This is a genomic window from Corallococcus sp. Z5C101001 (assembly GCF_007352635.1).
Classification (GTDB): domain Bacteria; phylum Myxococcota; class Myxococcia; order Myxococcales; family Myxococcaceae; genus Corallococcus; species Corallococcus silvisoli.
Map to the genome: position 1 here is coordinate 399635 of NZ_VKLU01000008.1, position 18133 is coordinate 417767.

Consider the following 18133-nt stretch of genomic DNA (forward strand, 5'->3'; position numbering starts at 1 on the left):
GAGGTGCTGGCCGGGCGCGTCATGCGTCCGCACCTTGTCCACCATGGAACGCGACCGGGACAGCAGGCATCACGTGGTCATCGTGGGGGCGGGCTTTGGAGGGCTCCAGGCGGCGAAGGCCCTGGGCAAGGCCCGCGGTGTGCGGGTGACGGTGGTGGACCGCTACAACCATCACGTCTTCCAGCCGCTGCTGTACCAGGTGGCGACGGCGGTGTTGAACCCGGCGGACATCTCCGCGCCCATCCGCAGCGTGCTGCAGTCGCGCAACACGCGGGTGCTGCTGGCGGAGGCGCAGTCGGTGGATGTCGAGCGCAAGGTGCTGCGCGTCGAGGGCGGAGAGCTCGCGTACGACTCGTTGATCATCGCGACGGGCGCGGCGCACTCGTACTTCCAGCATCCGGAGTGGGCGCAGGTGGCGCCCGGCCTGAAGACACTGGAGGACGCGGTGCGCATGCGCGAGCGCATCCTCACGGCGTTCGAGGCCGCCGAGCGCGAGACCGACCCCGAGCGCCAGCGCGAGTGGCTGACCTTCGTCATCATTGGCGGGGGGCCCACGGGGGTGGAGCTGGCGGGGGCGCTCGCGTACATGACGCGGCACTCGCTGCCCCGGGACTTCCGGCGCATCGACACGCGCAAGGCGCGGGTCGTCCTGGTGGAGGGCATGCCGCGCGTGCTGACCGCGTATCCGGAGACGCTGTCCGAGGACGCGCGGCGCGACCTGGAGCGGCTGCACGTGGAGGTGCACACCGGGGCGATGGTGACGGGCGTGGACGCGACGGGCGTCACGATGGGGGAGGAGCACATCCCCACGCGCACGGTGCTGTGGGGCGCGGGCGTGGCGGCGTCTCCGCTGGTGCGCTCACTGGGGGGGCCGCTGGATCGGGCGGGGCGGGTGAAGGTGACGCCGCTCCTGACGGTGCCGGGCCGCGACGACGTGTATGTGATTGGGGACGTGGCGGCGGTGCAGCAGCATGGCAAGCCGGTGCCGGGCATCGCGCCGGCGGCGATGCAGATGGGGCGGCACGCGGCGAGGACGGTGCGGGACCGGCTGTCGCGCCGTCCGCTGCGCGCGTTCCGCTACCACGACAAGGGCAACTTCGCGGTGATCGGCCGGGGCTACGCGGTGGGGGTGCTCCTCGACCGGTGGCGGATGCGGGGCGCGCCGGCGTGGCTGGTCTGGGCGGGGGTGCACATCGCCTACCTGATCGGCTTCCGCAACCGGCTGTCGGTGATGCTCAACTGGGCCTACACGTTCCTCACCAAGGGCGGCCGGGACATGCGGCTCATCACCGGCAGGGTGGCCCCCCACATGCCGACCCTGCCGGCGCCCGTCGCGCGGCCGGAGCTGCCGGCCTCGCAGGTCGCGCCCGTGCACTGAGGGCGTGAGAAGAAACTAACGTCCCTGATGCGTCCGATGGATGCATGGGCGCCGCACTGCGCTCATGGGTCGCCATGGCGGGGGCAGACGGCCGCGAGTGCGTGTGCTTCAGCCGAAACGGAAGCAGGTGCTGGTGCGAAACGGAAGCAGGTGCTGGTGGCTCGGACCTACGAGCAGTTGGTTGACCGAGGTCATCCGGTACGCGCCATATTGGCGGCTGTCGAAGAGCTGGACATGTCGGACTTCGAGCGCTCCGTCCGTGCGCGTCAACATCACGTGGGTCGTTCGACGGTGGACCCGCGGCTGTTGCTGGCGTTGTGTGTGTATTGGCAGAGGTAGGGCCTCTCCAGCGCTCATGCGTAGCTCCTTGCTGGAGCCCATCGTGACAAACGAATCGCGAGGAGAGGAGGTTGTCGCTCGATTGGTGGGATGAGGCTTGACGGCATGGAATTGGAGCAGACGAGGGATATGTTGAGCGCGCAGGCGAAGGCACAGGCGGGAGTGCGAGTGCGGCTGTGATTCGATGGGACCTTCCGTGACCTCGGCCTGGCGGCCTCTCCCAGGATGAGCCGATGGACCTCTACGAGGTGGTCCGCCAGTGATATGAGCGTTACAGCACAGTCATCACCTCCACCACATCATTGAGAGAGGCCGCCCCTCCTCGGTGCCCCGCGGATGGCCAACGCCGCCATGGACTGGCTTCTCCACTACGCCCACGTCCTCGTCATTGAAGGCGACAGCCACTGCAATCCGCCCCCTGCCCGGCGTCGCAAGCCTTCAGCCGCCGACGCCAGGTCGTCCGCAGTGGATCCGTTTGCCGCCCCGACCGCGTCAGCGCTGCGAACTCGAATCGCTGCATCTCACCAGGGCGATCTGCTTGGCCGAACCTCATGCAATCCACGGCCCGGCCCCTACGGTCTCGGGCCACAATTCATCCCAGGCCCCGCACATCGAGAGACTTTTCTGTGTTTTAGAGTGTTTTCTTGACAATGTCCGAGAGGATCATGTTTAGGACTTCAGAAAATAGGAGGAGTCCGACCCCTGAGTTGCTGAACGGAAACCTCTTTTGCAAGGAACTCTATTCGGAGAAGGAGCTCAGAAAGAGGCCTGGAACTGACTCCATCATCTGGTGTGAGAGAAAGTTCGACAAGGACAGGTCGCGAATCAGTGAGCCTGAGTGCCTCATTAAGATCCTGGTTCATGAATTCTCCCACACCTGTGGCATGAAACATCTCAATGACGGTGGCGACCCAAGAAGAGCCCCTGGCATCCCCGGTATTGCCGGTAACGGTATTGAGGGCTGTTTTGCAAAGAACTAGGGTGGCATGAAAAAGTTTCTCGCTCTCTTGGCACTCCTCAGTGGTTGTTCTCACTCATCAATCCTCAAGCTCAATGAGTACGGACTTGGCCCGGCCGACACCGCACTGATCGACCTGACCTTCAGGGACGTCAAATACGATGGCTCCATGCTGGAGGGGCGGGTTGAGTTGTATGCAATGGAGGACGTAGACGTCCCGAACATCCTGGGATGGAAGACGCTCATCCTTGATAGGGCGTGGACATGCGACACGCATGAAGACATTGGCTTGGCACATGTCGACTACGCTGCGAACCCAGACGATCGACAGGATGTCCTGCGCCTCAGGAAGGGCGACATCTATGGCGGCCAGATGAACTTCCCTGTATCGCTTGCTAAAGAGGGCGGGCCCAATTGCATCCGCTACGAGATCGTGTATGCGCCGGACGGTCAGTTTCACGGCAACCTCGCCATTAAAGTCGCTGGCACGGCCAAGCGAGAGCCCACCGCTCCAAGCCCGTGAGGACTCCGACCAACACCAAGCCCGGTTGAGTGAAGGGCGGAGACTGAAGCATCCCCTCATTTTCGATTTTCCCTCAGAGCTTGCTCGCTCGCCCGCCGATGCGCTCTCCAAGGGGAATCCTCAAATGAGGGGATAGCTCAGAGGTGGAGGGGCAGTCGCTCACTGGCGATAGCCCCTCCATCAAGGCCAGGATGTAGTGGGCGAGCAGGCTTTCAAAGCCATCACGCCCCGGGAGGAGAAGGTCCCAACAGCATCTGCTACGTGTACGGTACTGCGTCCTACCTGTTCCTCCCATGGCGTCGTTTGCTCGGCACGTCAGCAGAGGCGGCAACTTCCCTGACACAGGGGGGCGGAGTGGATCGCGACAAGCCTGAGAGGCGGGTCCTTCTGGCTCCCCGGTGGGCATGCGGGCATGACGGAGCGGGACACGCAGGCCCTGGCCATGTCAGCCTGCCGCGATAGGGATGGGTAGGGACGCACGGCGTGGGGGGCCCGACCCCGCGGGTGGGCGGCCGGGGCGGGGAGGGGACAGGCCATGAGGTGGGATGCGATGGGCGAGTCGCCCGGATGGGACAGGACGGTGTCGCGGGACGGGGGCGCGGAAGGCGGCGCGGCTCGCGGTGGGCGGGGCTCCGTCCTCGCCGTGGTGGCGGAGAAGCCGGCCGTGGCGCGCGACATCGCCCGGGTGCTGGGCGCCACCGAGCGCGGTGAAGGCTGCCTGCGCGGCAACGGCTACGTCGTGACGTGGGCCCTGGGCCACCTGGTGGGGCTGGCCCAGCCGCATGAAATCCGGCCCGAGTGGAAGCGCTGGCACCGCTCGCACCTGCCCATGCTGCCGGAGGACTGGCCGCTGGTGGTGTCCCCTCAGACGAAGGACCAGTTCGAGGTGGTCCGCCGCGTGATGAACGCTCCGGAGGTGGCGGCGGTGGTGTGCGCCACCGACGCCGGCCGAGAGGGCGAGCTCATCTTCCGGTACATCTACGCCGCCGCCGGGTGCCGCAAGCCGGTGCGGCGGCTGTGGGTGTCGTCACTCACCGAGCGCGCCATCCGCGACGGCTTCCAGCACCTCAAGGACGGGAAGGCCTACGCGCCCCTGGCCGACGCCGCCATGGGCCGCAGCCGCGCGGACTGGCTGGTGGGCATGAACCTGTCGCGCCTCTACACGCTGGCGAGCGGCACCTACGGGAACATGCTGTCCGTGGGCCGCGTACAGACCCCCACGCTGGCCATGGTGGTCGAGCGCGAGCTGGCCATCCGCGACTTCGTGCCCCGCGACTACCTGGAGGTCGTGGCCACCTTCGCGCCGCGCGGCAAGGGCATCCCCGCGGGGACGCGCTACCAGGGCACGTGGTTCCGCTCGGGGCCGGACGGCAAGCCCGTGATTCCCCCCGGGTTCGACAGCGTGCGCGAGGCGCGCCGGCTGGACGCGGACGGCGCGGAAGCCGGAAGCATCATCGACCGCGTGCGCGGCGGCAGCGCGGTGGTGGAGTCGCTGGACGCGGAGACGAAGCGGATGCCGCCGCCGCTGCTCTACGACCTGACGGAGCTCCAGCGCCACGCCAACCGCCTGTTCGGCTTCAGCGCGCAGCACACGTTGGAGGTGGCGCAGGCGCTCTATGAGAAGCACAAGCTCTTGAGCTACCCGCGCACCGCCAGCCGGCACCTGTCGGAGACGGTGGCGGACACGCTGCCGGAGGTGGTGCGCGCCATCCAGGCGCCCTACGCGGAGGACCTGGCGCCGGGCACCGGCGAGCGTCCCCTGGGCAAGCGCTACGTGGACGACGCGAAGGTGACGGACCACCACGCCATCATCCCCACGCCCACGCCGCCGTCCGGCGTGCGCCTGTCGCCGGATGAGCAGCGCATCTACGACCTCGTGTGTCGGCGGGTGCTCCAGGCGTGGCACGAGGACCACGTCTGGAAGGTGACCACGGTCATCACCGCGGTGACGTCGAAGGGGGCCGCGGGCGCGGTCGTGGACCGCTTCCACAGCTCGGGCACGCAGGTGGAGCGGGTGGGGTGGAAGGTGCTGGACCTGGGCGGCGGGCAGAAGGCGCCGCGCTCCCGGACCGAGGGCCGCAAGAACGAGGACAAGGAGGAGGAGCCGGAGGATGAGTCGCAGACGCTGCCCCCCGAGCTCCAGCGCGGACAGGCGCAGACGGTGGAGGACGTGGAGGCGGTGAAGAAGCGCACGCGCCCGCCTCCGCGCTTCACGGAAGCGACGCTGCTCACGGCGATGGAGTCGGCCGGGCGCACCCTGGATGAGAAGGAGCTGGCGGACGCCATGCGCGACACGGGGCTGGGCACGCCCGCCACGCGCGCCGCCATCATCGAAGTGCTCCTCGAGCGCGAGTACCTCATCCGTCAGGGCAAGCGGCTGGAGGCCACGGAGAAGGGCATCCAGCTCATCGGGGTGGTGCATCCGGACGTGAAGTCCCCCGTGATGACCGGCCAGTGGGAGGCGTGGCTCCAGCGCATCGAGCGGGGCCAGGGCGCGTTGGACGCGTTCCTGAGCGGCATCGAGGCCTATGTGCGGGAGGTCGTGGGACAGGCGCCCACGTCGTTGCCACCCACGCCCGCCGCGAGCAGCGCCGGATCGGGCGGCCCTGGTGGTGTCAGCCGTTCCGCTGAGCGAGCGCCGTCATCGGCGGGCGGACGCTTCGAGGCCACCCGGCAACATCCCGCGCAGGGCGCCGCCGAAGAACTCTTCCGGGCGCGGGAGGCCGCGACCGCCACCGTGCGAAGCGCCACCCGCTCCACCGCGCGGAATGAAGTCGATGCGTCCGCGGGCCCGTCTCATGGAGGCGGCCCTGGTGCGCGGCATGAAGGGAGCACGGGCGGCACCTTCGGTGCTGGCGCCGAGGCTCGGACCGTCCAGGGACCTCCCTCGGGAAGCACCTTCGCTCAGGGAGCCGAGGGACACTCTCCGGTGGTGGGCATCTCCTCGGCCCCGGTCGCTGGCGCGGCTCAGGCGCACTCCGCCCCGGTGGCCTCACGGCCCGCGTCGCTCCGGGTCCAGGAGCCTCCTCCCACGATTCCCTCCGCGGAGGTGCGCTCCGCGTTCGTGCAGGCCTCCTCCGAGGGCTTCGGCCGGGCCCGCCGCCAGCCCCAGGGCGTGACGCTGGGCAGCGGCCGTCCGGAGCGGGTGCACCGCGCGCCCACGCCGCCGGACCAACTGCGGGGCCTGCTCAAGGCGGCGTTCGGCTTCTCCGACTTCCGTCCGTACCAGGAAGAGGTGTGCCGCGCGGCCACGTCCGGCGAGGACCTGCTGCTGGTGATGCCCACGGGCGCGGGCAAGTCGCTGTGCTACCAGCTCCCGGGGCTCGCGCGCGCGGGCACCACGGTCGTCGTCAGTCCGCTCATCGCGCTGATGGAGGACCAGGTGCTGCGGCTCCAGTCGCTGGGGTTCGCGGCGGACCGCATCCACTCCGGCCGGGACCGGGCCACCTCCCGGCAGGTCTGCGCCGAGTACCTCGAAGGCCGCCTGGACTTCCTCTTCATCGCGCCCGAGCGCCTGGGGGTCCCTGGCTTCGTGGAGCTGCTGGCCCGTCGCACGCCCTCGCTCATCGCCATCGACGAGGCGCACTGCATCTCGCAGTGGGGCCACGACTTCCGTCCGGACTACCGGCTGCTCGGCTCCCGTCTGCCGCTGCTGCGCCCGGCCCCGGTGGTGGCGCTCACCGCCACCGCCACGCCGGACGTGCAGAAGGACATCGTCCAGCAGCTGGGGCTGAGGGGGTCCCGGGGCGGCGCCGCGCACACCTTCATCCACGGCTTCCGCCGCACGAACATCGCCATCGAGGTCCGGGAGCTGAACCCCGGCGCGCGCGGCGACGCCATCCTGTCGCTGCTCAAGAACCCGGAGCACCGCCCCGCCATCGTCTACGCGTCCACGCGCAAGCACGCGGAGCAGTACGCGGAGCTGCTCGCGCATGACTTCCACAGCGCGCCGTACCACGCGGGCCTCCAGCCCTCGGACCGCGACCGCATCCAGGCCGCCTTCCTGAAGGGCCACCTGGAGGTCATCGTCGCCACGACGGCGTTCGGCATGGGCATCGACAAGCCGGACGTGCGCACCGTCATCCACGCGGCGCTGCCCGCGAGCCTGGAGGGCTACTACCAGGAGCTGGGCCGCGCGGGGCGCGACGGGAAGGACTCGCGCGCGGTGCTGCTGCACGCGTTCGTGGACCGGCGCACGCACGAGTTCTTCCACCGCCGCGACTACCCGGACCCCTCGCTCCTGGAGCGCATCTACCAGGCCACGTCCAACGAACTGGAGCCCAAGGCCTCCATCCAGGCCCGCGTGCGGGGGGACCCGGAGCTGTTCGACAAGGCGCTCGAACAGCTGTGGATCCACGGCGGCGTGGAGATGACGCCGGACGAGGACGTGCGGCGCGGGCGCGCGGGCTGGGCGGTGGCGTACATCGCGCAGCGCGAGCGCAAGCAGCTGCACCTGGAGCAGATGGGTCGGTACGCGGAGGCGCACGACTGCCGCATGCGGCACCTGGTCGCGCACTTCGGCGATGTGCAGGACTCCGGCGCGGCGTGCGGCCTGTGTGACGTGTGCGCCCCGGAGACGTGCGCGGTGGTGCGCTTCGAGGAGCCCTCCGCGCTGGAGGCGCACGCGCTGGGCCGCATCCTGGAGGCCCTGCACGCGCGCGATGGACAGGCCACCGGGCGGCTCCACCGGGAGCTGTTCGGGGAGCAGCTCCACCGGCGCGACTTCGAGCGGCTCGTGGGGGGACTGGTGCGCGCGGGGCTGGTGCGCCTGGACTCGGACTCCTTCGACAAGGACGGCCAGGTCATCCTCTTCCAAAGGCTGTCCCTGACGGACACGGGCCGCCGCGCGCGCGTCATCGCGCCCGGACAGGTGGTGCTGCCACAGGCGCGCGAGGTCTCCTCCAAGAAGCGCAAGGGCCGCACCGCCTCCGCCGCCACGAAGCGCACCGCTCGCAAGCGCGCGGGCACCAGTGCGGAGGCCGCGCCCCGGGGACGCGGGAAGCGCGCCACGGCCACGACGGCTCGCCGCGGGGCCGAGCCGTGGGCGCCGCGCGCCGTCCCCAGCGACGCGGACCTCCACCAGGAGGCCTTCCCCACGCAGGCGGGCCGGAGCGGCTGGAAGGCTCGCGCCACGCCGGAGTCCTCCGCGGGTCCCCGGGCCTCGTGGAACGCCTCCCGCCACACCCCCGAGCCGAACTACTCGGCACCGCCCGCGTCCCCCGCCCTGGTGGAGACCCTCAAGGCGTGGCGCCTCACGGAGGCCCGCAAGCGCAAGGTCCCCGCCTTCCGCATCCTCACCGACCGCGTGCTGGATGCCATCGCCAGCGCCCGGCCCTCCAGCGGCGCGGAGCTGCTGTCCATCCACGGCGTGGGCCCCGCCCTCACCGAGCGCTATGGCACGCAGATCCTCTCCCTGGTGTCCCGCCGCCGCTAGGACGTCCGCCCCCCGCCCCCCGGCCCGCGTGTCGCGCCGCGGACCAGGGGGGGCGGCCCGGGCTCACAGGGACGTCGATGGCTCACCCAACCTCGCCCCGGTGGAGCCACGAGGGAGACGGTGCGCGTGCGCGACCTGGACACGGCGGCGCACTGGGTGACGCGCTCACGGTCCTCCTCGGACCCGAGGCCCGGCCCGGCGGGGAACAGCGCTCTCGACACGGAGGCGCTCGTCAGGGGCGAGCAAGGCTTCTCCGTGCCCCTGGACGCGCCCCCTCCACACCCGGGTGGCCTGCCCCCGCACCGCGCGCCGCGACCTCCGGCCTTGCGTGGGCAAGCGCGTCGTCCGACAGGCCCCGCCCCGGGTTGGCCGCCCGCCGCGAACCGCCCGGCAAGGGAAAGCCCTTTCCTGGGCCGCAGGCGCGGAGGGCGGCCAGCCGGGCGTGAAGGTTGTTTCCCAATCTTGTTGGCGGGTGAGCGGGTGCCACCTTCTCAACCACACGCGCAATGGAAGCGGCGTGAAGGCACAAGGGGGCGCGCACAATGGAACTGGGTTTCGAAACGATCGGCAACGCCACGCTCATCTGCCACGACAAGGGGCCCGTGCTGGTGACGGACCCCTGGACGGATGGGGACGCGTACTTCGGCAGCTGGACGCTGTCCCATGAGATTCCGGACGAGCAGCGCCAGTCCATCCGCGACTGCGCCTACGTCTGGCTGTCGCATGGCCATCCGGATCACCTCAGCATGGAGTCGCTGGAGAAGCTGCGGGAGAGCACCCTGCTGGTGCCCAACCACGTGGGCCACCGCATCCTCGACGACCTGCGCGGCGCGGGCTTCCGCGTCCAGGTGCTGACGGACCGCGAATGGACCCGGCTGTCCCCGCGCATCCGCGTGCTGTGCCTGCCGGACGTGAATCAGGACGCCGTGCTGCTGGTGGAGGTGGGCGGCCGCCTCATCGTCAACCTCAACGACGCCGGCGACCGCGGCCAGGGCCACTTCGTGCGCCGGGTCATCAAGGAGTACGACGAGACCTTTCTCCTGGCCCTGTCCGGCTACGGCGACGCGGACATGATGAACTTCTTCACCGAGGACGGGAACCGCATCCTCCCGTACGCGGCGGCGAAGACGCCCGTGGGGCAGACCATCGCGCGGCAGGCGGAGATGTACGGGGTGCGCTACTTCGTCCCCTTCAGCTCCATGCACAAGTACCAGCGCGCCGACAGCATCTGGGCCTCCGAATACACCACCACGCTGCCGGACTACTCGCGCGGCTTCGCCTCCACCACCTGCCAGATGCTCCCGGCGTTCCTGCGCCACGACTTCACCAACGACGCCTCGGTGTCCATCAACCCGAAGGAGCGCGTCCTCAAGCCGGTGGACCCCAAGCAGTTCGGTGATGACTGGAGCGAGTGCCTGGACGTGGACGAGGTGAAGGCGCTGGAGCGCTACTTCCGCGCCGTGGAGCACCTGGGCACCGTGATGGACTTCCTGCGCTTCCGCGTGGGCGGCAGGGAGCACGTCATCGAGTTCAACAGGCGCCGCTTCCACAAGGGCATCACCTTCGACGCCCCCCGCAACTCGCTGATGACCGCCGTGAAGTACCAGGTGTTCGACGACCTGCTCATCGGCAACTTCATGCGGACCACCGTCCACGGCGGCTTCGGCAAGGGCAGCCTCTACCCGGACTTCAGCCCCTACGTCGCCAAGTACGCCGACAACGGCAAGGCCCGCACGGAGGCCGAGCTGCGCAACTACTTCAACGAGTACCGGAGCCGCGACATGGTCGGCTATCTGCGCCACCAGCTGGACGCCCACTGCGTCCGCCCCATCCAGCTCCAGTCCGCGGAGCTGCTGCGCACCCTCCTGCCCTCCGACTCCAACGCCTTCCGCATGGCCAAGGAGACCTATTGGAAGGTGCGCCGCGCCATACTCTAGGGAATTCATGCAATTGAGGGCGGCGGGTGCCCGGAACCAGGACAGTTCGCTGTCCCTTTCTCAGACAGCAAGAGTCTTTCCTGTAAACCTTCGTGTTTCTAGGTATTTACATGCGGAGGTGTCACAGAAGGTGACAGTCAGGTGGCGGGACTCTGGAGCGCTGCTGCTCCAGCGGTCCCGCGTTTCCTGATTTTCTCCTCTAGGGAGACCCCTTCGGAGGGCTTGGCCCGGGAGTTGCTCAAAGGCCCGGCGCGCGACATCGCGGCTGGCGGGAAGGCCAGGCGTGGACGCGCATCCCCCGAAGAACGACAGGAAGAGTCTCCCGATGCTCAAGTTCCGCTCTGTTGCGATGCTGGCCGGTGTTTCGCTGCTCGGTGCTGCCTGTGGTGGTCCGGAGTCCGCGCCGGAGTCCGAGGCGAAGCCCACGTGGGAGGAGTTCAAGGCCAACGCCTACCGTGAGCCGTGGGAGGGCGGGAAGATCATCGTCAACGGTGACGAGGCGCTGGAGTCCGAGGAGGAGCTGGCGGCCTACTTCCACAACGTCGTCGAGTCCCAGCTGGGCCAGTCGCAGAACGGCCTCGCCGTGTACTACATCGGCGGCGACATCAAGTGGAGCAGCACCCAGAAGCTGAACCTCACCTACTGCATCAGCAACAGCTTCGGCACGAACAAGGCGAAGATGGTGAGCGCGATGGAGAGCGCCACGGCGGCCTGGGAGGCCACGGCGAGCGTCAACTTCACCTACCTGTCCCAGTACGACGCGTCCTGCACTGCGTCCCAGACGGGCGTGCTGTTCGACATCCGTCCGGTGAGCGGCCAGTCCTACGTGGCGCGCGCGTTCTTCCCGAACTCCGCTCGCTCTGGCCGCAACGTGCTGGTGGACAGCAGCGCGTTTGGCAGCCTGGGCGCCTGGACGCTCACGGGCGTGCTGCGCCACGAGCTGGGCCACACGCTGGGCTTCCGCCACGAGCACACCCGCTCCACCGCGAGCGGCTGCTACGAGGACAGCCAGTGGCGCGCGCTGACCAGCACCTACGACCGCGCGTCCGTCATGCACTACCCCCAGTGCAATGGCACCCAGACGGGCGACCTCGTGCTGACCAGCCTGGACAAGCAGGGCGCTCGCGCGCTGTACCCGTGAGCTGACGTCCGGCCCCGGCGCGGCGGTGAGCCGCGCGGGGGCGGGTGAGACAGGGCCGGTGGGAGCGTCTTCGCTCTTGTCGGCCCTGGTTCGTTTCCGGTGGGCGCTAGAAGCGGGCGGAGGCGCTGTCGGACTCGGAGGGCCGTTCGAAGAACACCAGCGTCTTGCCGCCCTTCTCGCCAATCTCCAGGCACTCCAGCGCGCCGCTCTGCTCATCCAGCTCCGCGAAGAGGCGGTCTGGTTCGAGGATGCGGTGGGTGATTTCTCCGCCCTCGCGGCCGACGATGATCTGCACCGCGCCCGCGTCGCTGCCCTTGGTCTCCAGGGAGATTTCGATGAGGGGCAGGCGGTCGGCCAGGGGCTGGTCGCCGGTGTCGGAGTCAATGGACTCCACGCGCACCCACTGGGTGGGGTCCTTCTTGCTGAGGTTGGCGAGGTAGCTCGCCCACTGCTCCCGGGGGATTTCCTGGTTGGTGTGTGCCATGGGCCGCCTCCACGCGACTGTCGTGTGCCTCAACCGTAAGGCGTCCGGAGCGCGGGTGAAGGACAGGCCCGGCTGACCGACGCTCCGGGGACCCCTCGGACCGGGCCCCGGCACGTCGGCTGCTGAAGGGCAGGCGTCGCTCAGTCGCGCAGGGCGTGGACCGCGTCGTCCTGGAGCACCAGGCGCACGGTGGCGGCGCGGCCGTGGCCGAAGTGTTCGTAGGCGGCCTGCTCCAGCACGGGGGCCAGCGCGGTGCGCAGGCCGCGGGCGCCCGTCTCGCGCTTGAGGGCGCGCGCGACGATCCACTCGCGCACGGCCGGGTCCACGGTGAGCTGGAGGCCCTCGTGGGTGAACTCGCGCTCCCAGGCGCGCAGCACGTTGTTCTGGAGGATGTCGGCCAGGGTCGCCGCGTCCAGCGGGGAGAAGGACACCAGCCGGCTGAAGCGCCCGATGAGCTCCGGGATGAAGCCGTAGCGGGAGAAGGCGGTGGTGTTCTCCAGGTGCTCCTCGGTGATGCGCGTGGCGATGGACTCCAGGTCCTTCTGGCCGCCCCTGCCGGGCTCGCGGCCGAAGCCCACGCGCTCCACGTGGGACAGGGTCTCCGCGGTGCCGCGGAAGCCGCTGAAGGCGCCGCAGGCGATGAAGGTGATGCAGCCCATGTCCAGGGATTCGGGGCGGATCCGGCTGGTGAAGCCGAAGTCGGGCGGGAAGGTGGCCTGGGGGGCGGAGAGCAGGTGGAGGAGGCTGCGCTGGACGCCGAAGCCGCTCACGTCCTTGGTGGTCTGTTGCCCGGAGAAGCGGCTGTCGGAGCGGCTGGTGGCGAGCTTGTCGAACTCATCCATGCAGATGACGCCGCAGGCGGCCCATTGCGCGTCGCGCTCGGCGGCTTCGTAGAGGCGGGACAGGAGGGTGCTGACGTCGTCTCCCACGTAGCCGGTTTCGGAGAACTGGGTGGCGTCCGCGAGCACGGTGGGCACGCCGAGGACTTCGCGGAACAGCAGCTCCACGAGGAACGTCTTGCCGGAGCCGGTGGGGCCCAGGAAGAGGGCGTTCTCGCGGGTGCCGGGTTCGGGCTCCAGGCCCTCCAGGTACATGCGGCGGATGCGGCGCAGGTGGCGGTAGGCGAGGACGGAGGCCGCGCGGCGGGCCTCGGCCTGGCCGCGGTAGCCCAGGTCGCCCAGGCGCGCGTCGATGTCCTGGGGTGACAGCACCTCCAGCGCGGCCACGCGCTCCTGGATGGATGGACCTTCGGGGAGGGAGGAGGGTTCAACGCCGGAACGGGCAGACATCGCGAGGGGACTCCAGGACGGCGCGGGCGCGCGCCGCGCCCATCATCCGGGACACCTCCAGGCGCGACAAGACACCCGGAAGGCGGGCGCATGGACGGTCCTACTAACGGATGTCGAGGATGCGGCCCTGCCCGTCGATGAGATAGGTCGCGCCCGCGTCCAGCACGATGGAGCCGGGGGGCAGGCCGCAGCGATCGAGGTTGGCCGAGAACGAGATGACGTACAGGTCGTCACTGGCCTTGTCGATCCGGACATCGAAGGCGTCACTGCGGTTGAAGCAGGCGACCAGCCGTTCGTCGTTGCCTGTCGCCTTCTGACCCGGAGGCATGAAGTCCGTCAGCGCGACCTGGAACGCGGCCAGGGTGGGACCATCCATCCGAAGCGATGTCACGAAGGTCTGAGGATCCCTGATGCGTTCGCCGACCTCGGGAGGAAGGCGCTCGGGCCGCTGGTACTTGTAATAGCCAAAGAAGCCGCATCCCTGCGTCAGGGCGCCGGGGGCCATCGCGAGGAAGGCCAGCGCCAGCCTCCTCATGCGCATGCGTCCTTTCATGGCGCCCAGTCCTGCCCTTCGTAGAGTTCGAGGGTGCCCTCGTCGTCGATGACCGAGCCGATGGGAACCCAGAGCCCGTCGCGGAGCGCGGCCACCACGCGTTGGGCGTAGTCGTATTGAAAGGCCCCGCGAGCGGTCCCGCCACCTGGAGCTGGCCGTTGGGCAGCGTGCGGACCCGGACATCGGGACTCGGTGTGGAGCAGGCCGCCATCACCGCGAACACGCTGGCGTACGCGCACCCGCGCCAGTGCCTCGCGCTCCCTGTTGCTCGCCACCTCGCCATCGCGCATGCCCGGGCAGAAAACAGCCAATCCAGACATGTGGATTATTTGTGCAAAACGAGAATGTCAAGCAAGCCCTCTTCGGGGGTCTTCCGCCATCAACGGGACAAGGACACTACCCAGGAGATTTGGACGGGGCAACAGGACGTCATGGGTCCATGGGCCTCCCAGGAAGGCGCCCCGGTCCACCGTCCGCCGGTCCGCACTCGTGGGCTCCCGGAGGTCGGCCCGTGAACAGCGCCGCTCCTCACGTGCGACAGGCGCTCCCCGTGTCCCCGTGCGCGCGTTAACAGGGACACGACATGGCTCAATCGACGGAAGCACGGTCCCTCGCGCCCCGGCTGGGCGCCTGGGTGGAAGCAGGTCCCTCGGTGCGCTGGCGCGTCTGGGCGCCCGGTCACGAGCGCGTGGACGTGGTGCTTTACGACGCGAACGACCGCGCCTTCTCCACGCTGCCCCTGAAGCCCGAACCCGATGGCTGCTTCGGCGGCACGCTCGCGCGGCAGGGCGAGGGCGTGCGCTACAAGCTCCGCGTGGACGGGGGCGACCCTTTCCCCGACCCCTGGTCCCGCTCGCAGCCCCTGGGCGTGCACGGCCCGTCGGAGGTCGTCGTCGCGGACCATGGCTGGACGGACTCGCGCTGGAAGGGGCCGGATCCGCGCGCCCTGGTCATCTACGAAGTGCACGTGGGCACCGCCACGCCCGAGGGCACCTTCGAGGCGCTCATCCCCCGGCTCGCCCACCTGCGCGAGCTGGGCGTCAACACGCTGGAGCTGCTCCCCGTGGCCAGCTTCCCCGGCGCCCGCAACTGGGGCTACGACGGCGTGGACCTCTTCGCGCCGCAGGCCACCTACGGCGGGCCCGGCGGCCTGCGCAGGCTCATCGACGCCGCGCACGCGCACGGGCTCGCGGTGCTCATCGACGCCGTCTACAACCACTTCGGACCGGACGGGAACTACCTGCGCGCGTACTCGCCGCACTACTTCACCGGCCAGCACCACACGCCCTGGGGCGACGCGGTCAACTACGACAGCGAGGGCAGCCGCTTCGTGCGCTCGCTCGTGCTCTCCAACGTGGAGATGTGGATCCGCGACTACCACGCGGATGGCCTGCGCCTGGACGCCGCGCACGCCCTGGTGGATGACGGCCAGCCGCACCTGCTCACGGAGATCGTCGAGCGCGCCCACGCCGCGGGAAAGGGCCGCCGCGTCGTCGTCATCGCGGAGGATGAGCGCAACGAACGCAAGCTCGTCACCCCCGTGTCCGAAGGCGGCTATGGCCTGGATGGGGTCTGGGCGGATGACCTTCACCACCAGCTGCGCCGCGCCTTCGCGGGCGACCACGAGGGCTACTACCAGGACTACACCGGCGGCACGGAGGACCTCGCCGCCACGCTGCGGCAGGGCTGGTTCTACACGGGCCAGCGGTCGAAGAACCTGGGCCACGCGCGCGGCACGCCGTCCGAGGGGCTGGCGCCGTGGCACTTCGTCCACTGCATCCAGAATCATGATCAGGTGGGCAACCGGCCCTTCGGCGACCGCCTGTCGCAGGACGTGTCCCCGGCCGCCTACCGCGCCATGAGCACGCTGCTGCTCCTGTCTCCCTTCACGCCGCTGCTCTTCATGGGCCAGGAGTGGAACGCGCGCACGCCGTTCCTCTACTTCACCGACCATCACCCGGAGCTGGGCCGGCTCGTCACGGAAGGACGCCGCAAGGAGTTCGCCGGCTTCTCCCGCTTCAAGGGCGAGGCGGTCCCCGACCCGCAGGCCCTCGACACCTTCACCCGCTCCACGCTGGACTGGGGGGAGCTGGAGGACCCCGAACACGTGGGCGTGCACACGCTCTACAAGGAGTTGCTGCGCCTGCGCGCCACGGAGCCCGTGCTCACCAGCCGCAAGGGCACCCACGACGCCCGCTCGCTGGGCCCGGACGCGTTCGTGCTGGAGCGCCGCGCGGAAGGGGACGCGCTGCTCGTCTTCGTGAACCTCCGGGGCTCGCTCGTGCACACCCTGCCGCCGCGCGCGAGCGCCGGCATCGTGGTCTGGAGCGAGGCGCCGCGCTTTGGCGGCTCCGTGGAGGCGTCGCCGCTCACCGGCAACCTCGTGCGCCTGGTCGGTCCCTCCGCGGCGGTGGTGAAGCTGCGCGAGTAGTCATTCCAGACAGCCGGTCACAATCCCACACGCATCGCGAGACAGTGTTTCACGCGCGGCCCGTCACCCCGGAAGCGGGGCGGACGGGCCGCCGTGTATTCGTCGGTGAAACAACAAGTCACGGGGAATGGATGCGGGGGGGCTCCGGTACTCGGTGCGCCGCACCGAGCAGGACGCGTCCGGAGCCCTGCGGGATGACGTGGAGCCGCCTTGGAGGCTTCCGCGCGCCCTGGCCGTGAGGGGCCTCGGACGCCAGCAGGTCCACGTGCCGCGAGAGGCCGCGCGATGTCACGGGTCCGGCCTCTGTCGCCGTGCCCGTGGGGACGCGTGTCCCCTCACGGCCCCGTCGTGAGGAAGCACCTTGTCCCAATCCCATACGTCGAACCCGTCCCGGGGGGGATGGAAGCGCCATGTCACCACCACGAGCGCGCTCATGCTGCTCGTGTCCGCGGGGCCCGCGCTCGCCGCGTCGGGTTTCACCGCCGTCACCGCCAGTGGCGATGACGGCAACAAGCCGTCAGCCACCATCGACGGCAACCTCACCACGCGCTGGTCCAGTGACGGCGTGGGGCAGTGGCTCCGGGGCGACCTGGGCGGCGTGAAGTCGCTGTCCGCCGTGGACATCGCCTGGCACCGGGGCAACGAGCGCACCAACACGTTCGTGCTCGCCACGTCCACGGATGGCAGCACCTGGTCCACCGCCGTCTCCGCGAAGTCGTCCGGCGCCACCGCCAACTTCGAGCGCTACAGCTTCAGCGCGCGCGACGCCCGCTACGTGCGCGTGACGGTCAACGGCAACTCCCTCAACACCTGGGCCAGCATCGCGGAGTGGGCCGCCATCTTCACGGACGCCACGCCGCCCGCGGGCAAGGACCGCTTCGGCGTCACCATGCTCTACCCCTCCAAGTCCGGAGGCGAGGCGTGGACGCTCGCGGACAACGCCCTGGCGGACGGGCGCTTCGATGCGCAGAACCCCATCACCCGCAACAGCGACGGCTCCTGGAAGATGAAGGACTCGCAGGTGCGGATGAGCGTCTTCACGTCCACCGGCTACGACGAGCGGAAGATCCCCACCTACGACCGGGACGTGCTCGCCAGCCGCGGCTACATGCAGGCCGCGAACGACTGGAAGAACATCGAGATGACCGGCTTCGTGAAGCTGAACAGCGCGTCGGACACGTCGGACAACTTCGACTGGTATGCCCGGGGCGGCAAGCACAACGACGACCACTCCGGTTGTGAAGGCAGCAGCTACAAGGCAGGTCTCCACTACGACGGCCGCGCGCGCTGGCAGAAGGAGACGTGGCACGTCTCCTACGAGCAGGTGCCCTACAAGCCCGCCACCTCCGCGCTCAAGGGCCGCTGGGTGGGCTTCAAGTCCGTGATGCGCAACATCACCGTCAACGGCCAGACCGCCGTGAAGCTGGAGATGTACGTCAACGAGAACGCCGACAAGGTGACGTGGAAGAAGGTCTACGACTACACGGACGCGGGCCGGTGGGGCGGTGACGCCCAGCACTGCGGCGGCGCCGTGGGCGGCATGCCCATCACCTGGGGCGGCCCCATCGCCGTATTCCGCTGGGACAGCGCGAAGGACGTGGACTTCAAGTGGCTGAGTGTTCGCGAAATCCAGCCCTGAGCGCCGGGTGAAGCCGGCTTCGCGCAC

At 69.4% G+C, this 18133-nt stretch carries 11 protein-coding genes and 1 pseudogene; 9 read left to right on the forward strand and 3 right to left on the reverse strand.

Annotated features, from left to right (window positions below):
- Window positions 1-43 precede the first annotated feature (43 nt).
- The 7 genes and pseudogenes from FOF48_RS19590 to FOF48_RS19620 all read left to right on the forward strand — a co-directional run bounded on the left by FOF48_RS19590 (window position 44) and on the right by FOF48_RS19620 (window position 11710).
- Window positions 44-1378, forward strand: a complete 1335-nt coding sequence (locus tag FOF48_RS19590; RefSeq protein WP_143904268.1) for an NAD(P)/FAD-dependent oxidoreductase — start codon at window positions 44-46, stop codon at window positions 1376-1378.
- Window positions 1379-1442: 64 nt separating this feature from the next.
- Window positions 1443-1714: pseudogene (locus FOF48_RS19595) on the forward strand (hypothetical protein); the annotation flags it as partial.
- 653 nt (window positions 1715-2367) lie between these two features.
- Window positions 2368-2697 carry a hypothetical protein gene (locus FOF48_RS19600; protein ID WP_143903869.1) on the forward strand — a complete coding sequence of 110 codons (330 nt, stop codon included), beginning with the start codon at window positions 2368-2370 and terminating at the stop codon, window positions 2695-2697.
- 6 nt (window positions 2698-2703) lie between these two features.
- On the forward strand, window positions 2704-3198 hold the full coding sequence (locus tag FOF48_RS19605) for a hypothetical protein (RefSeq protein WP_143903871.1): 495 nt from the start codon (window positions 2704-2706) through the stop codon (window positions 3196-3198).
- 535 nt (window positions 3199-3733) lie between these two features.
- Window positions 3734-8632, forward strand: coding sequence for a DNA topoisomerase 3 (locus FOF48_RS19610; RefSeq protein ID WP_255442405.1), 4899 nt, complete (start codon window positions 3734-3736; stop codon window positions 8630-8632).
- Window positions 8633-9174: 542 nt separating this feature from the next.
- Complete coding sequence (locus FOF48_RS19615; RefSeq protein ID WP_143903873.1) at window positions 9175-10569, forward strand: MBL fold metallo-hydrolase; 1395 nt, start codon at window positions 9175-9177, stop codon at window positions 10567-10569.
- Window positions 10570-10894: 325 nt separating this feature from the next.
- The gene (locus FOF48_RS19620; protein WP_143903875.1) at window positions 10895-11710 is read left to right on the forward strand and encodes a M57 family metalloprotease; all 816 of its coding nucleotides are present in this window, start codon (window positions 10895-10897) and stop codon (window positions 11708-11710) included.
- Window positions 11711-11816: 106 nt separating this feature from the next.
- On the opposite strand, the gene FOF48_RS19625 is transcribed toward FOF48_RS19620, so the two are convergent.
- From FOF48_RS19625 to FOF48_RS19635, 3 genes are all read right to left on the reverse strand, one after another.
- Window positions 11817-12194 carry a DUF5335 family protein gene (locus FOF48_RS19625; protein ID WP_143903877.1) on the reverse strand — a complete coding sequence of 126 codons (378 nt, stop codon included), beginning with the start codon at window positions 12192-12194 and terminating at the stop codon, window positions 11817-11819.
- A gap of 140 nt (window positions 12195-12334) precedes the next feature.
- Window positions 12335-13483 carry an AAA family ATPase gene (locus FOF48_RS19630; protein ID WP_143903879.1) on the reverse strand — a complete coding sequence of 383 codons (1149 nt, stop codon included), beginning with the start codon at window positions 13481-13483 and terminating at the stop codon, window positions 12335-12337.
- 103 nt (window positions 13484-13586) lie between these two features.
- The gene (locus tag FOF48_RS19635) at window positions 13587-14024 is read right to left on the reverse strand and encodes a hypothetical protein (RefSeq protein WP_255442406.1); all 438 of its coding nucleotides are present in this window, start codon (window positions 14022-14024) and stop codon (window positions 13587-13589) included.
- Between the two features lie 595 nt (window positions 14025-14619).
- Here FOF48_RS19635 and treZ point away from each other — a divergent pair.
- Window positions 14620-16467 (forward strand): malto-oligosyltrehalose trehalohydrolase, encoded by a 1848-nt coding sequence (treZ, locus tag FOF48_RS19645; RefSeq protein WP_143903885.1) that lies wholly within the window; start codon window positions 14620-14622, stop codon window positions 16465-16467.
- Between the two features lie 361 nt (window positions 16468-16828).
- Window positions 16829-18106: a discoidin domain-containing protein gene (locus FOF48_RS19650; protein WP_143903887.1), complete on the forward strand. Its 1278-nt coding sequence runs from the start codon at window positions 16829-16831 to the stop codon at window positions 18104-18106.
- The last annotated feature ends 27 nt before the right edge of the window (window positions 18107-18133 follow it).

Bases quoted from the DNA above. Each gene is read 5' to 3' on its own strand.
- FOF48_RS19590 (WP_143904268.1), top strand. From the start codon at position 44: ATGGAACGCGACCGGGACAGCAGGCATCACGTGGTCATCGTGGGGGCG.
- FOF48_RS19600 (WP_143903869.1), top strand. From the start codon at position 2,368: ATGTCCGAGAGGATCATGTTTAGGACTTCAGAAAATAGGAGGAGTCCG.
- FOF48_RS19605 (WP_143903871.1), top strand. From the start codon at position 2,704: ATGAAAAAGTTTCTCGCTCTCTTGGCACTCCTCAGTGGTTGTTCTCAC.
- FOF48_RS19610 (WP_255442405.1), top strand. From the start codon at position 3,734: ATGAGGTGGGATGCGATGGGCGAGTCGCCCGGATGGGACAGGACGGTG.
- FOF48_RS19615 (WP_143903873.1), top strand. From the start codon at position 9,175: ATGGAACTGGGTTTCGAAACGATCGGCAACGCCACGCTCATCTGCCAC.
- FOF48_RS19620 (WP_143903875.1), top strand. From the start codon at position 10,895: ATGCTCAAGTTCCGCTCTGTTGCGATGCTGGCCGGTGTTTCGCTGCTC.
- FOF48_RS19625 (WP_143903877.1), bottom strand. From the start codon at position 12,194: ATGGCACACACCAACCAGGAAATCCCCCGGGAGCAGTGGGCGAGCTAC.
- FOF48_RS19630 (WP_143903879.1), bottom strand. From the start codon at position 13,483: ATGTCTGCCCGTTCCGGCGTTGAACCCTCCTCCCTCCCCGAAGGTCCA.
- FOF48_RS19635 (WP_255442406.1), bottom strand. From the start codon at position 14,024: ATGCGCATGAGGAGGCTGGCGCTGGCCTTCCTCGCGATGGCCCCCGGC.
- treZ (WP_143903885.1), top strand. From the start codon at position 14,620: ATGGCTCAATCGACGGAAGCACGGTCCCTCGCGCCCCGGCTGGGCGCC.